The 13989-nt window shown below is 68.6% G+C and carries 13 protein-coding genes and 1 pseudogene; 9 read left to right on the forward strand and 5 right to left on the reverse strand.

Annotated elements, in window-relative coordinates:
* The first annotated feature begins 27 nt into the window (after positions 1–27).
* The gene (fusA, locus tag ACSJDS_RS09830; RefSeq protein ID WP_473033107.1) at positions 28–2073 is read left to right on the forward strand and encodes an elongation factor G; all 2046 of its coding nucleotides are present in this window, start codon (positions 28–30) and stop codon (positions 2071–2073) included.
* Between the two features lie 12 nt (positions 2074–2085).
* Here the strand turns inward: fusA and ACSJDS_RS09835 are convergent, their stop codons facing one another.
* The 4 genes from ACSJDS_RS09835 to ACSJDS_RS09850 form a co-directional block, all read right to left on the reverse strand.
* Positions 2086–3177: an extracellular solute-binding protein gene (locus ACSJDS_RS09835; RefSeq protein WP_473033108.1), complete on the reverse strand. Its 1092-nt coding sequence runs from the start codon at positions 3175–3177 to the stop codon at positions 2086–2088.
* Positions 3164–4681: a chloride channel protein gene (locus ACSJDS_RS09840; protein WP_473033109.1), complete on the reverse strand. Its 1518-nt coding sequence runs from the start codon at positions 4679–4681 to the stop codon at positions 3164–3166. Before ACSJDS_RS09840 ends, ACSJDS_RS09835 begins: the two co-directional genes overlap by 14 nt.
* Positions 4624–4878, reverse strand: coding sequence for a hypothetical protein (locus ACSJDS_RS09845; RefSeq protein WP_473033110.1), 255 nt, complete (start codon positions 4876–4878; stop codon positions 4624–4626). The genes ACSJDS_RS09840 and ACSJDS_RS09845 overlap by 58 nt, the downstream gene beginning before the upstream one ends.
* Positions 4879–5040: 162 nt before the next feature.
* Positions 5041–5511, reverse strand: a complete 471-nt coding sequence (locus ACSJDS_RS09850; protein ID WP_473033111.1) for an aminoacyl-tRNA deacylase — start codon at positions 5509–5511, stop codon at positions 5041–5043.
* Positions 5512–5677: 166 nt separating this feature from the next.
* On the opposite strand from ACSJDS_RS09850, the gene ACSJDS_RS09855 reads away from it, so the two are divergent.
* Both ACSJDS_RS09855 and ACSJDS_RS09860 read left to right on the forward strand, forming a co-directional pair.
* Entirely contained in the window at positions 5678–6211 is a 534-nt protein-coding gene (locus tag ACSJDS_RS09855; protein WP_473033112.1) for a PH domain-containing protein, read from the forward strand.
* Positions 6208–7722, forward strand: coding sequence for a PH domain-containing protein (locus ACSJDS_RS09860; protein ID WP_473033113.1), 1515 nt, complete (start codon positions 6208–6210; stop codon positions 7720–7722). The genes ACSJDS_RS09855 and ACSJDS_RS09860 overlap by 4 nt, the downstream gene beginning before the upstream one ends.
* Here the strand turns inward: ACSJDS_RS09860 and ACSJDS_RS09865 are convergent.
* Complete coding sequence (locus tag ACSJDS_RS09865) at positions 7710–8120, reverse strand: glutaredoxin family protein (protein ID WP_473033114.1); 411 nt, start codon at positions 8118–8120, stop codon at positions 7710–7712. The two genes, ACSJDS_RS09860 and ACSJDS_RS09865, sit on opposite strands and share 13 nt — an antisense overlap.
* 353 nt (positions 8121–8473) lie before the next feature.
* Between ACSJDS_RS09865 and ACSJDS_RS09870 the strand changes: the two genes are divergently transcribed.
* From ACSJDS_RS09870 to ACSJDS_RS09895, 6 genes and pseudogenes are all read left to right on the forward strand, one after another.
* Positions 8474–9283 carry a LysM peptidoglycan-binding domain-containing protein gene (locus ACSJDS_RS09870; RefSeq protein WP_473033115.1) on the forward strand — a complete coding sequence of 270 codons (810 nt, stop codon included), beginning with the start codon at positions 8474–8476 and terminating at the stop codon, positions 9281–9283.
* A gap of 89 nt (positions 9284–9372) precedes the next feature.
* The gene (locus ACSJDS_RS09875) at positions 9373–9705 is read left to right on the forward strand and encodes a hypothetical protein (RefSeq protein WP_473033116.1); all 333 of its coding nucleotides are present in this window, start codon (positions 9373–9375) and stop codon (positions 9703–9705) included.
* A 452-nt stretch (positions 9706–10157) separates the two neighbouring features.
* On the forward strand, positions 10158–11234 hold the full coding sequence (locus ACSJDS_RS09880) for a TRAP transporter substrate-binding protein (protein ID WP_473033118.1): 1077 nt from the start codon (positions 10158–10160) through the stop codon (positions 11232–11234).
* Positions 11235–11314: 80 nt separating this feature from the next.
* Positions 11315–11878: a TRAP transporter small permease gene (locus ACSJDS_RS09885; protein WP_473033119.1), complete on the forward strand. Its 564-nt coding sequence runs from the start codon at positions 11315–11317 to the stop codon at positions 11876–11878.
* 12 nt (positions 11879–11890) lie between these two features.
* Positions 11891–13173: pseudogene (locus ACSJDS_RS09890) on the forward strand (TRAP transporter large permease).
* A gap of 19 nt (positions 13174–13192) precedes the next feature.
* Positions 13193–13705, forward strand: a complete 513-nt coding sequence (locus tag ACSJDS_RS09895) for a gluconokinase (RefSeq protein ID WP_473033120.1) — start codon at positions 13193–13195, stop codon at positions 13703–13705.
* Positions 13706–13989 lie beyond the last annotated feature (284 nt).

Below are 13989 nucleotides of genomic sequence, written 5' to 3' on the forward strand. Positions count from 1 at the left end.
GTTGCCGACAGCCTGGTGGAGGCCCCCATGGTCGCACGAGTCCCTGAGCGTATTCGCAACATCGCCCTGGCCGGCGGCCCCGGCACCGGCAAGACCACCCTGGCCGAGGCGCTGCTGGCCGCCGCCGGCGAGCTGGCCAGTCCCGGCCGCGTCGACAAGGGCACCACCGCGAGCGATGCCTCGCCGCTGGAGAAGGGGCTGCAGCACTCGGTGAGCGCGGCGATATTGGGGCTGGAGTGGGAAGACGCCTGGATCGACCTGATCGACACGCCCGGCTACGCCGACTTCCAGGGGGCGGCGCTGTCGGTGCTACCGGCGGTGGAGACCGTGGCGGTGGTGATCAGCGCTGCCGACGGCCTGGATGCCATGGCCCGGCGCCTGCTGCAGTGGGCCGAGCAGCGCGGGCTGTGCCGACTGATCATCGTCAACCAGATCGACGTCGACCCTGCCGGGCTCGAGGCGCTGCTGGGCACGCTGCGCGACACCATCGGGCCCCAGTGCCTGGCCCTCAATCTGCCCGCCGACGGCGCTCGGCGGGTCGTGGATTGCTTCTTCGCCCCCGACGGCGACGCCGATTTCGCCTCTGTCGCCGAGGCCCACGAGCAGCTGGTCGACCAGGTGGTCGAGCTGGACGAGGCGCTCATGGCCCTCTACCTGGAGCAGGGAGAGGCGCTCGATCCCGACCAGCTCCACGCCCCCTTCGAGGCGGCGCTGCGCCAGGGCCACCTGGTTCCGGTCTGCTTCACCTCGGCGACCACCGGGGCCGGTATTGCCGAGCTGCTGTCGGTCTTTGCGCGGCTGATGCCCAATCCGCTGGAAGGTAACCCGCCGCCATTCCTGCGCCAGGATGAGGCGGGGACCCACGAGTACCGGGCCCGTCCCGACCCCGAGGCCCACGTGCTGGCCCATGTGGTAAAGATCGAGCACGATCCCTACCGCGGCAAGGTGGCGGTGTTTCGGGTTCACCAGGGCACCGTGACCCGGGACACCCGCCTGTTCATCGGCGAGGCGCGCAAACCCTTTCGCGTCGGCACCCTGTTCCGCCTGCAGGGCGACCAGCACCTCGACGTCGAGCGCTGTGGCCCCGGCGAAATCTGCGCGCTCTCCAAGGTCGAGGAGGTGACCGTCGACAGCGTGCTGCACGACTCCCATGACGAGGACCATATTCGCCTGCGGCCGGTCGAGCTGCCCGCGCCGGTCTTCGGCCTGGCGATCCAGGCGACCCGTCACGGCGACGAGCAGAAGCTCTCCGAAGCGCTGGTTCGCATGGTCGAGGAGGACCCCGGCCTGCGGGTCGAGCAGGACGCCGCGACCCAGGAGACGGTGCTGCGCGGGCTGGGTGAACTGCACCTGCGCATGGCCCTGGAGCGGCTGCGTCAGCGCTTCCACGTGGAGGTCGAGACCAGTACCCCATCGATCGCCTACCGGGAGACGGTGACCGCGGCGGCGGAGGGGCACTGCCGCCACAAGAAGCAGAGCGGCGGGGCTGGGCAGTTCGGCGAGGTTTTCCTGCGCGTCGAGCCGCTGCCTCGGGGTGCTGGCTTCGAGTTCACCGACACCATCCGCGGCGGGGTGATTCCCGCCGTGCTGCTGCCGGCAGTAGAGAAGGGGGTGCGCCAGGCCATGGCCAGCGGTGCAGTGGCCGGCTATCCACTGCAGGACGTCCGGGTCATCGTTCACGATGGCAAGACCCACCCGGTGGACTCCAAGGAGATCGCCTTCGTCATTGCCGGCCGCAAGGCCTTTCTGGATGCCGTGCGCAAGGCCTCGCCCATCGTGCTCGAACCCATGGCCGAACTGGTGGTGGAGGGGCCGAGCAGCGCCATGGGCGACCTCACCGCGGACCTCGCGGCTAGTCGCGGGCGCATCCAGGACACCCGGACCCTGGGCGACCAGGTCAGCATTCAGGTCCTGGCGCCGGTGGCTGAAGTCGCCGACTACCCCAGCCGGCTCAACGCCTTGACCGGCGGGGCTGGCAGCTACACTCTGCAGTTCAGCCACTACGAGCCGGCGCCGGAGCCGGTGCAGCGCAACCTGCGTCACGCCTATCGGCCTCGGGAAGAGGAAGCGTGACGGACGCCAGGGTCAGCGACCTTCCCGCCAGGCCTCGAAGTAGGCTTCGATGCGTTCCCGAGTGCGGGCATACCAGGTCTCGTCCTTGAGAATCGCCCCTTCGGCATTGAGCGGATGGGTGGGGATGTGCAGGCGCATGTCCATGCCGCTTTCCGGATGCGTGGTGACCTGCAGTGCCGCCGAACGGCGTGCCGGCCCGTAGGGAATATGGCGAGCAAACTCGGCTAGCCGCTCGGTGGTGGTGGCGAAGCGGATGAAGTCGCGGGCGGCCTCGGGATGGCGACTGCCCCGTGGAATCACCCAGGTCTCGTGCTCCTGCACCTGGCCGTCCCAGAGGATCTCGATGGGCGCCTGCTCGCGCAGCATGGCGTCGAAGAAGCGGCCGTTGTAGCCCGAGGCCATCACTACCTCGCCCTCGGCGAGCAGGCGCGGCGACTCCTCGCCGCCTTCCCACCAGCGTATGTCGTCCAGGCCATCCAGCCGCTCCAGGGCGAGGCGCAGGCCGCGCTGGGTGCTCAGCAGCTCGTAGAGCTCCTGACGGGGGACGCGATAGGAGAGCAGCGCCCACTCCAGGTTGGCCGCGGGGGTGCGCTGCAGGGCGCGCGGGCCGGGAAAGCGCTGCTGGTCGAAAAGGTCGGCGATCCGCGTGGGGCGCCGGGCGGGAAAGGCGTCGCGTCGATAGGCCACCACGGTGGCGAAGATCGTGTGGGTGATGGCGCAGCGGCCCAGGGCTTCCGGCAGGAAGTCTTGCGCGGGCGGAGTGCCGTCCGGGGCAGGGGCCAGCAGCGTGGGCGAGAGCGGCTCCAAAAGCCCCTCGTCGCAAGCCGCCATCGCCTCGCTGCGGGTCATGTCGATCAGGTCCCAGGGCACCTCGCCGCTGGTCACGGCATCGCGCAGCATGTCGAGCCCGCCGTCGTAGCGCGCCGCCTCCACGGCGATGCCGCTGGCCTCGGCGAAGGGGTCGAAGAGCACCGTGCGCTGAGCGCGTTCGTACGCGCCGCCCCAGCTCAGCACGGTCAGGGTCGCCGAGTCCGATTCCCCCAGGGCCGGCGTCGCCAGCAGCAGGCAGCCGATGGCCAGGCCGCGCAGATCAGCGGTTCTCATGCTCTTCTCGCCTCATCTCGTCGCTGCGCCTCAGGTAGGCGCGGGTGATGCTCGCCTCGTAGACCACACCCTGGAAGCGCTCGCCATCGGCGCCATCGACCACTGCGATGGCCTCGCCGGTAACCTCCTGGAGCAGCGCCATGGCGTCCCACAGCGAGGCGTCGGGTCTCAGCGTTGGGCGCGGTCGAAGCGGCAGGCGGCCGAGCGCCTCATGGCCGTCCCCACGCTCGCGGGCCGTTTCCAGCTCGGCCAGGGTCATACAGCCCAGGTAGCGGCCCCGCGGGTCGACCAGGTGTCCCTCGGCGTGGTCGGCGCGACTGAGGGCGCCTATCGCCTCGATGACCGGCATCGTCGGGCTCAGGATGACGCACTCCCGGGTCAGGTGGTCGCATACCGGGCTATCGCGGAGCAGCGCTTCGCCACGGCCGCCCGAGAGGTCCAGCCCCCGCTGCCGAAGCTGGATATCGAACAGCGAGCGGCCGAACAGCTGAGCGGCGATGGGGCTGGCCAGCGTCACGCTGGCCAGCGCCGCGGTGGTAAGGGCGTAGCTGCCGGTGAGCTCGAAGACGATCAGCAGGCTGGTCAAGGGCGCGCCGATAACCGGGGCGGTCACGGCCACCATGCCGCACACCGCATAGAACACGAAGGTTTCCAGGGGAGCGCCGGTCAACTGACTCACCAGGGTGCCGCACAGGGCACCGAACAGGGTGCCGATCACCAGAGCGGGACTGAAGACCCCGCCGCTGAAGCCCATCCCTAGACACAGCGCGGTGGCCGCCAGCTTGAGCAGCAGCACCACGATCAGCTCGCCGAAGCCGTAGGCGCCGAAGAGCGTGGCAAAGCGTAGGGTCTCCTGCCCCATGCCGAGGATATCGGGCACCCACAGGGCGACCAGTCCCAGCAGCGCCCCGGCGAGCGCCGGGCGCAGCAGGGGAGGCAGCGGCAGGCTGCGTGCCAGCCGTCCGACCCCGAGGATGGCGGTCATGTAGGCGCCGGCCAGCATGGCACCGACGCCGCCGATGGCCAGAAAGACCGCGAATTCCCAGGGGGCCGGCAGGGTGGGGTCGGCGACATGGAAGAGGGCGCCCCGCTCGAGCACGCCGGTGGCGATCACATGGCCGACCAGGGCCGCGGCGGCCACCGGGGCGAAGGCGCGCAGCGCGTAGTGGCGCAGCACCACTTCGTGGGCGAAAAGGATTCCCGCCAGTGGTGCATTGAAGGCGGTGGCGATAGCGGCGGCCACCCCGCAGGCGATGGTGACGTTGTCGTCGGAGCGCCCCAGCCGCAACAGCTGCGCCACCTGGGAGCCCAGGGTGGCGCCCAGATGCACCAGCGGACCGTACTGTCCCACCGAGGCGCCCGCGCCCAGCGAGACCACGGCGCTCACCGCCGAGAGGCCACCGGCCCGGGCCGGCAGGCGGCCCCGACGGGTCTGTACGGCGGCGATCACATCGGCGGGCGTATGGGGGCGTCCTTCGGGAATGCCGCGGTGCAGCACTCCCACCACCAGTCCCCCAGGGCGGGCACGGCGAGGGTGGTGGCGATCAGCAGTCCGGGGGATTCGACCATCATCCGGCTGCGCGGCGAGATCATCAGTAGGTCATTGAGCCATAGCACGGCGGCCACGAAACCCACCGCCAGCAGCGCCGCCACGGCGCCGATGAGAGCGCCGAGCATGACCAGGCCCAGGAAGCGCAGCATGGCAAGCGCACCCAGGGATGGGCCGGTGGGGGAGGGAGAGCTGTCCATGCTCAAGGTGTAGGCGCCAGGCCCCGCCAAGGCAAGCGGCGGGGGAATCAAGCGGGGCCGCGGTGAGCGGCCGCGGCCCTGGGGGAGCCGGATACCCTGCTGGGGCAGGGCGGCTCAGTGGTGGCGACTGAAGTGCCCGTGGGGGCTGTTGCTCATCAGCCGGTTGAATTCGCTGCCGCTCATATGCAGCAGGGTCTCGTGATCGCCGGCGTCGAAATAGATGTCCGGCTGATGGCGCAGCATGTCGTCGACATAGACCTGTAGCCCGTAGGCCTGGCCCACCGGGGTGGTGGCGCCCGGATCGCAGTCGCTGAAGCGGCTCATGATCTCGGCCTCGGAGGCGAGCTCGACCCGCTCGTTGAACAGCTGCGACAGCGCCTCGAGGTCAGCGTCGCAGCTGCTGGGCAGCACCGCCAGGCGACAGCCCGAGTCGGCATGCAGCATCACTGCCTTGGCCAGTTGCTCGCCGCTGACGTGGGCCACCTGGGCGAGCCGACTGGTGCTGACCTCGCGCGGATGTTTGACCTCCTCATAGTCGATATCGCAGGCTCTGAGGTATTCCCGGATGGTCATCGGGATGGCCATGGTACTTTCTCCTTCGGCCGCCAGGGCCGACAATTGACCGATTACCGTGCCTCCCTTCGGATTGTTGCGGTTCCACTCCCTACAGCATAGCGCCCGTGCAGCAACATCGCGCCTGCGCTTTTCTCGCTTGCGGGTGCGCCATGTCCCTTGGAATTCAGGAGCCGCCGTGCCGTTCACCAACGATCCTCTCGACCCCGATTCGCTGCCGGCTCTCGAGCAGGCCCCGCTGACGCCGGTTTCGCCGCGCCTGGCACCCTGTCAGGCGCTGCTGCTGCTGGGTCGCTGGATGCTGGTCACGGTGCTGGTGCTGATCTTCCCGGTGCAGCACGAGGCCGCAGACCGCTGGCAGCTGCTGGCGGCCGGCGCCGTAGCACTGTTCGGCCTGATCGCGGTGGGGATGAGCTGGATCGAGGCGCGGCGTCGCGCCTACGGCGTGCGCGAGCATGATCTGATCTATCGGCGTGGCCTGTTGGTGCGGCGTACCCAGGTGCTGCCACTGGTACGCCTGCAGCACGTCGAAACGCTCAGCAACCCCGTCGAGCGGGCCTTCGGGCTGGTCCGACTCGCTTGTTTTACGGCCGGCGGGCGCGGCGCGGACCTGCTGCTCGAAGGGCTGCCGGCGTCCCGAGCCGAGGGGGTGAAGCAGCACCTGCTGTCGCGGCTGGAAGGGGCGCCGCCCTCGCCGCCGGAGGGGCCGTGAGCCGCCCCGGAACCGAGAACGCCGCAGCGCGGCTGGCGCGGTGGCAGCGGCTGTCGCCCTGGGCGGTGGGACTGCTGCTGGTGACCTCCGGGCTGTCGCTGATTCGCCAGCACCTGCCGCTGCTGCTGGGAGCCGGTGCTGGCCTGGCGCTGGTGGAGCGGATCGGCGTTCGCGAGCTGCTGCTGGGCGGCGGTCTGCTGCTGGCGGTGGCGGTGCTGCTGAGCCTGCTCTACTACCGGCGCTTTCGCTTCCGCCTCGAGGGCGACGTGCTGGTTATCCAGAAGGGGCTCTTCGAGCACCGCGAATTCAAGGTGTCGGCTTCCCATGTGCAGCATATCGCCGTGCATCAGCCCCTCTACATGCGCCCCTTCGGTGTGGTGCAGTGGCAGGTGGAAACCCTGGCAGGAGAAGCCTCACGCATCGAGCTGCCGGGGATCCGCCGTGACATCGCCGAGGCGTTGGGGCGGCGGCTGCGCGGCGCCGGCGACACCCCCGAAGCATCGCCGGCGCCGGAGGAGCCGGAGGCGTCGGCGCCACCGCGGGTACGTTTCGCTCTCACGGCCGGGGCGCTGGTGCTGCACGGCCTGACCAGCCGCTCGGTGTATGTGATCGCGGCGATGCTCTCGCCGCTGGTGCAGCCGCTGGAGCGCTGGCTCCATGATCACCTGCCGCATCTCGAGCTGCGTGCCTGGCTGCCGGCCTCGGCGCCCCTGGCGGCGGCGTTGGGGCTGCTGACGGTGATCGTCGTGCTGGCACTGCTCTCGGTGCTGGCCGCCTGGTGGCGCTTTCACGGCTATGTGCTGCGCGATGACGGCGACCGACAGGTTCAGGTCAGCGGGCTCTTCCATCGCCAGGAGCAGGTGCTGACGCTGTCGCGCCTGCAGGTGGTGGAGTGGGTGCAGACCGGCCTGGGTCGCCTGCTGGGTCGCGGCTATCTGGTTTGCCATCAGTTCGGGGCGCTGGGCGGGGGCAGCGTTGCCGAGTCGCGCCGCTTCCTGGTGCCGGGACTCAGCGTGGCCCAGGGGCGGGCGCTGAGCGCCGTGCTCTGGCCCGGCCTGGCGATGCGCCAGCCCCTGGCACGGGTCACGCCTCTCTATCGGCGGGTGATGTTCTGGCGCATCCTGCTGGGACTTTTCGCGGCGCTGCTGGTGCTTGGCGGGCTGGCGGGGCCGGCCAGTCTGTCGCCGCTTATCTGGGGGCTGCTCGCCATGCTGCTGCTGCCCCTGGCGGCCGGGCTGGCGCAGCTGCGCTGGCTGGCACTGGGCTGGGCCCGGGAAGGGGGCTACCTGCGGGTCCGCCAGGGGCTATGGGGCCAGCGCACTAGCCTGTTCCCCCTGCACAGCCTGGTCTCGGCGAGCGTGCAGCAGAGCTGGCTGCAGCGCCGACACGGGGTGGCAACGCTGCGGCTTAATCTGGCCAACGGCCGGGTGAGCCTGCCGTTTCTGGCCCGCGAGGAGGCGTATGCGCTGGCCAACCGGCTGTTGGCCAGCCTAGAGGATCAGGCCGGCTGACTGGCGGCGGTATCGAAGCGACGCTGCAGCCAGGCGATGATCTCGTCGGACTCGTAGAGCCACTCGTCGCTGCCATCGGCGTGGGTGATCCGCAGGCAGGGGACCTTGACGCGCCCGCCGCCGGCCTCCAGCGCCTGGCGATGCTCGGCGTCGTCGCGGGCGTCGCGCAGCTCGATGTTCAGGCCCAGGCGTGCCATCTCCTTGCGCACCTTGATGCAGAAGGGGCAGGCGCGGAACTGGTAGAGCGCCAGCGAACGGCACTGCTCGTCGACCTGCGCCTGCTGGTCGGCGCTGCGTTCGACGTCCTGGTTGGGCGTGGAGAGCTTCTCGGCGGTCAGCATCACGGGAGTGAGCACTAGGCGAACGCCGCGGAAGAAGTAGCGAATCAGAAATCTCATGGGGCTGGACGGGGCCTCTTGGACGGTGAATGGATGAGGAAATCGGGGCCCCATGATGCCGTCCCCGGCGCCAGGATGCCATCCTCGGGGCGAGGTTATCGCAGATTGCCTGCATCGCTCGGGGGCGACCTGAAGGCACGCCGGCGAAGAGGCGCTGTGAATCTTAATGTGAGGCGGCTTTCCGGCCGGAACCGGGTCGTTTCGCTACAGCGTTGAAGCCAAGGCAAGAAAGCTGGCGTCGGGCTGTCCATACTCAGGGGGCGGGATGAACTGGTTTCATACCCGCGACTCAGGTTTCGATGGGCCTTCTGCACGGTGCGGCGGGCCAAACGCATTCGCAGGGAGACACGACTATGACCGAAGCTGTTCTCGCCGCTTCCCCAGTGGCCAAACGCCGGCTGCCGCTGCCCGGGCTATTCGCCGCGGGGCTACTGGTCGCCGCCCTTGGCACGCCGGCGCTGGCCGAGCAGGACGACCAGGCGCTGCAGGCCGAGCAGGAGTCGCTGCAAAGCGAGCTGGAGGCAGCCAACAGCCGCCTGCAGGAGAAAGCGGGCGAGATGGAGGCGCTGCGCGGGCAGCTCGACGCCCTGGAAGCCGAGCTGGCCGAGGCGCGCGAGCAGGCGAGCGAGGCGACCGACATGGCGGAGGAGGCCCGCGACGCCCTCAACGACGAGGCGGGCGCCAGCGAGGAGGTCAATGCCCTCTCGGTGCGGGTGGCCGAGCTGGAGCAGGCCCTGCAGGAGGCTCAGCGGGATCGCGATATCCAGTACCGCGAACACCACGCCGAGCTGTCAGCGCTGCGCAGTCGGTTGCCGCCGGAAGAGGGGGGCACCCTGGAACTCGAGTCGGCCCAGGCATCGGCGCGGCTGACGGCCCAGGCGATGCGTTCTGCCGAGCGGGAACTGCGCCGCGCCGGCGGCGGCAGCGCGGCCCAGCAGGCCGACCTGGAGCAGCTGGCCGAGGAGCTGGAGCACGACCAGCGCCTGGTCAGTCGCGTCCAGGGCGGTACCCTCTACCGCGTCAATCCGGGAGAGTCCCTGGCAAGAATCGCCGGACGCTACTATGGCAATGCCAACCGCTGGACGGAGATTCACGCGGCCAATGAGCATGTGCTCGAGAGCCCGGATCACGTCTGGCCCGGCATGACCCTGATCCTGCCCTGAGGCGGCGCCCGCGACCGAGCCCGGCTCGGCCGCGGGCCGGGTTGCTGGCCGGCTCGGGCGTCGATACCCAACGCCAATCGGAGGCCACCATGGGCATACCCTCATCATCGATTCGGCCGGCTCGTGCCAGGTCCCTATGGCTGGCAGGGCTCTTCACCGCCCTGACGGCTTGCGGTGGCGACGACGCGCCCCGGGAAGTGACCCTGGCGGTGCTCGCGTCCGACCCGGCGAGCCATGACGGGGCCGTGGTCGCTACCCAGGGAGAAGTGCGCCATTTCGACGAGCCGCTGCACTATTGGATCGAAGACGCCGATCTCAACCGCGTCGAGATCTTTCCCATGAGGAGATCGCCCCGCATCTGGGCGAGCGGGTGCGAGTGGTGGGCGAGTTCCAGTATGCCCCCGCGGAGGGGCGCCAGCTGACGCTGGAGAGCGTCGAAGTGCTCGATTAGCCGGAGGAGTGAGGTCACGCGGCACCCCCATCGGTGCAGATTTTCTGGTTCATCGTAGACTGGCGTGAACTGGCTTTGTGGGAGGGAGCTTCAGCTCGCGAAGTAGCGCGCAGCGCTACCCAAGGGGCGCCTGCGGCGCCTTCGTCGAAGCGTCGAACCGCCGGCAGAGCCGGCCTCCCCCATAAAGCCCGCCAAACATGTTCACGCTAAAGTGCGAAGAGTCGTTTTTCTTCGGTATTGCGACTAAGGTCTAGGCGTGGCCGGCGCGAGACGCGTTGACACTCCGCGGCCACCCTTCTACGCTTCTATCATCGAATGTTACCGGTAACAATCCCGGGTCATCCGATGCCTCGAGTCGAACTTTCGGTCCAAGCGGCACCGACTCCCGCATCAACAACGATAATCTGCAATGGAGATACCGCCATGACCCCAATCTGGCGTACCACGCTCACGCTGGCCGGCGCGGCCACCCTCTCTGTCAGCCTCGCTTACGCCCAGACCCCCGACCTCTCTGCGCCTCCCGCCATCGAAGGCGACACGGTCGGCGATCACGGCAGCATCACCCTGCGCATGGGGATCGGCCTGGCCGAGACCTCGCCGCAGTACCTTTCGACCCAGTACTTCGCCGATATCCTCGACCAGCGCAGCGAAGGGCGCATCAGCGTCAACATCTTCCCCAACAGCCAGCTGGGCGACGACGTGCAGATGATGGAGATGCTGCAGACCGGCTCGCTGGACATGACCTATCCGTCGAGCTCGCCGGCCACCACCTATGTCAGCGAGCTGGCGGTGTTCGACCTGCCGTTCCTGCTGCCGACCCGCGAGGCGGCCATCGCCGTGCTCAACAGCGAGGTCGCCCAGGCGATGCTCGACGGCTTCGAAGGCACCGGCATCAAGGCCCTGGCGTTCTCCGAGAACGGCTTCCGCCAGCTCTCCAACAGCGCGCGGCCGGTCGCCACGCCGGAGGACGTGGCCGGCCTCGACGTGCGCGGCCTGTCGGTGCGCACCATGGAGAACCCGGTGCACCTGTCGATCTGGGAGACCCTCGGGGCCAACCCCACGCCGATGGCCTTCGGCGAGCTGTTCTCGGCCATGGAGCAGGGCGTGGTCGACGGCCAGGAAAACCCCTGGAGCACCATCCTCACCTCCAACTTTTATGAGGTGCAGGACTACGGCTCCGAAACCCGCCACGTCTACACGCCGTTCATCAAGATGATCTCCGAGCGCACCTGGAACCGCCTCGACGAGGAGTATCAGGCGCTGATTCAGGAAGCCGCCCGCCAGGCCGCCGAGTACGAGATCCAGCTGGCCACCGAGTATGACGACTGGTCCCGCGATCAGCTCGAAGCGCGCGGCATGCAGATCACCCGCCTCGACGACGACCAGATCGCCGCCTTCCAGGAGGCCGTGCAGCCGGTCTACGAGGAGTGGGCGCCGCGCATCGGCGAGGACCTGGTCGCCGAGATCCAGCAGATCGTCGAACAGACCATGAACGACTAAGGCGTCTGCCCTCGGGCAACCCATGAGTCAGACGCGGGGCACGCTGCCCCGCGTCCTGTCCGTCCGCGTTTGGAGCGCCTATGCAACCCTCTCACTCCCCGCCGGACCCGGCGGAGTTTCTCGACGACCCGCGCCGCCAGCCGCTGGAGATCGATACCGAGCAGCGCCGCGGCCCCGCGCCGTTCCGCTGGCTGACCGTGGCCATGGAGCACCTGATCGCCACGATCCTGGTGGCCCTGATCGTCTCGGTGTCGGCCAACGTCATCGGCCGGGCGCTGCTCAACCGCTCGCTGCCCTGGGCCGATGAGCTGGCGCGCATGCTGTTCATCTGGCTGGTGTTCATCGGCGCCGCCGCGGCCTTCGCGCGCTTCGAGCATATCGCCGTCGACCTGCTGCTGCGCAAGCTGCCGGCGCGCGCCGCCTACGGCCTCTACCTGATCCAGCACCTGCTGATCACCGGCCTGATGATCGTGATCATGGTCGGCGGCTACCTCGTCATTTCCCGTTCCACCGGGCGCACCGCGATCCTCGGCGTGCCCTGGAACCTGATCAATCTCTCGCTGGTGCTGTGCGCCGCCTTCATCGCCGCGGTGGCGATCTGGCGCGCCTGGTGCGCCGCCCGCCTGATGCTCGGCGCTCGCTAAGGACTCCCTGTCATGCTCTGGATCTTTCTCGGCATTCTGTTCGCCTCCCTGGCCCTGGGCCTGCCGATCGCCTTCGGACTGGGCATCGCCGCGGTGGTGATGGCGGTGATCTCCGATATCCCGCTGTCGATCCTCATCGAACAGTCGGTGCGCGGGATCAATAATTTCCCGCTGCTGGCCATCCCCTTCTTCATCCTGGTCGGCGAGGTGATGAGCGCCGGCGGCATCGCCCGGCGACTGATGGAGCTGGCCGGCGCGCTGGTCGGCTTCATCCGCGGGGGGCTGGGCCAGGTGGCGATCACCGGCTCGATGTTCTTCGGCGGCATCAGCGGCTCGGCGGTGGCCGATACCGCCGCCACCGGCTCGATGATGATCCCGTCGATGAAGCAGCAGGGCTATTCGGCGCCCCAGGCCACGGCGATCAACACCGTCTCCTCGGTGATCGGCATCATCATTCCGCCGTCGATTCCGCTGATCCTCTACGGCATCGTCACCGAGACCTCGATCAGCCGGCTGTTCATCGCCGGCATCGTGCCGGGGTGATGATCGGTCTCGGGCTGATGGTTACCACCTTCATCATGGCCAGCTTCGGCGGCGCCGGGCAGACCCGCACGTTCCGCCTCGGCCCGCTGTGGCAGGCGTTCAAGGCCGCCTGGCTGGCGCTGGTGCTGCCGGTGATCGTGGTCGGCGGCATCATCGGCGGGGTCTTCACTGCCACCGAGGCGGCGGTCGCCGCGCTGCTCTACTCGCTGTTCATCTCGCTGGCGGTCTACCGCGAGTTCCACGTGCGCGAGCTGTGGGGGATGCTGATCCGCACCGCACGGCTGACCGGCATGGTGCTGCTGCTGCTGGCCTTCGCCACGGTGATCGCCTGGTTCTTGACCATCAACATGGTGCCCCAGACCCTGGTGATCCAGGTGCAGGCGATCACCCAGGACCCGTTCTGGCTGCTGCTGATCGTCGCCGGCCTGCTGCTGCTGGTGGGCTTCGTGATGGACCTGACCCCGGCGATGGTGATCATGGCACCGATGCTGACGCCGATCGTCACCTCGGTGGGCATCGACCCGGTCTACTTCGGGGTGCTGATGGCGTTCATTCTGGGCATCGGGCTGCTGACCCCACCGGTGGGCACCTGCCTGTACGTCGGCTGCGGGGTAGGCAAGGTGACCATGGAGCAGCTGGTCAAGGCGATGCTGCCCTACTACGCCACCCTGCTGGTCATGGCGGTGATCCTGATCGCCTTCCCCGGGCTGGTGACCTGGCTGCCCGACCTGACCGCCGTGCGTGGCAACTGAGACCGACAAGGAGGTGATCATGCCACGGACCACGTACCGCATCTTGGTCATGGGGGTGTCCGGCTCGGGCAAGTCGCATATCGGGCGCCTGCTGGCCGAGCGGCTGGAGGCCGACTTCATCGACGGCGACGACCACCACTCGTCGACCAGCATCGCCAAGATGGCCAACGGTGTGCCGCTGGATGACGGCGATCGCCAGGACTGGCTGCAGACCCTGGCAGGGTTCTTTACCGACTACCGGCGGCGCGATGCCACTCTGGTGATCGCCTGCTCGGCCCTCAAGGGCCGCTACCGAGAGCAACTGCGCGCCGCCGACCCGGCGTTGCGGATCCTCTACCTGGAAGGCGAGCGGGCCCTGCTGCGACAGCGGCTGATGGCCCGCCAGGGGCACTTCTTCAAGGGTGACGAGATGCTGGACAGCCAGCTGGCCGACCTGGAGCCTCCGGGCGAGGGGGAAGCCCTGGCGCTGTCGGTGAGTCGCTCGCCGGACAGCATCCTCGATGCCGCCCTGGACTGGCTGGGCGCCGGCTGATCCGTGGGCAGCGAGGCGGACATGCGTTCGCGGGTCAACTTGGGTAAGGTGAGCGCCTCGCTCTTTCCCACCCAAGGCTTTGTCCGAAAAGTCGGCGAGCGAAGGCCAGACAAGGCAAAAATCGGCGAAAAGACGGAGTTTACGGGGTGTAAATGAGTACTTTGAACCGATTTTTAACGCCGTATGGTCGAGCGCAGCCAGTTTTCAGACAGAGCCTGGCAGGGCTCACCGTCACTTCGATCAGAATGCCGTGAAAAGAAACGCCCCACGCTACAGGATATCGC

The organism is Halomonas sp. SL18_1 (genome assembly GCF_055755715.1).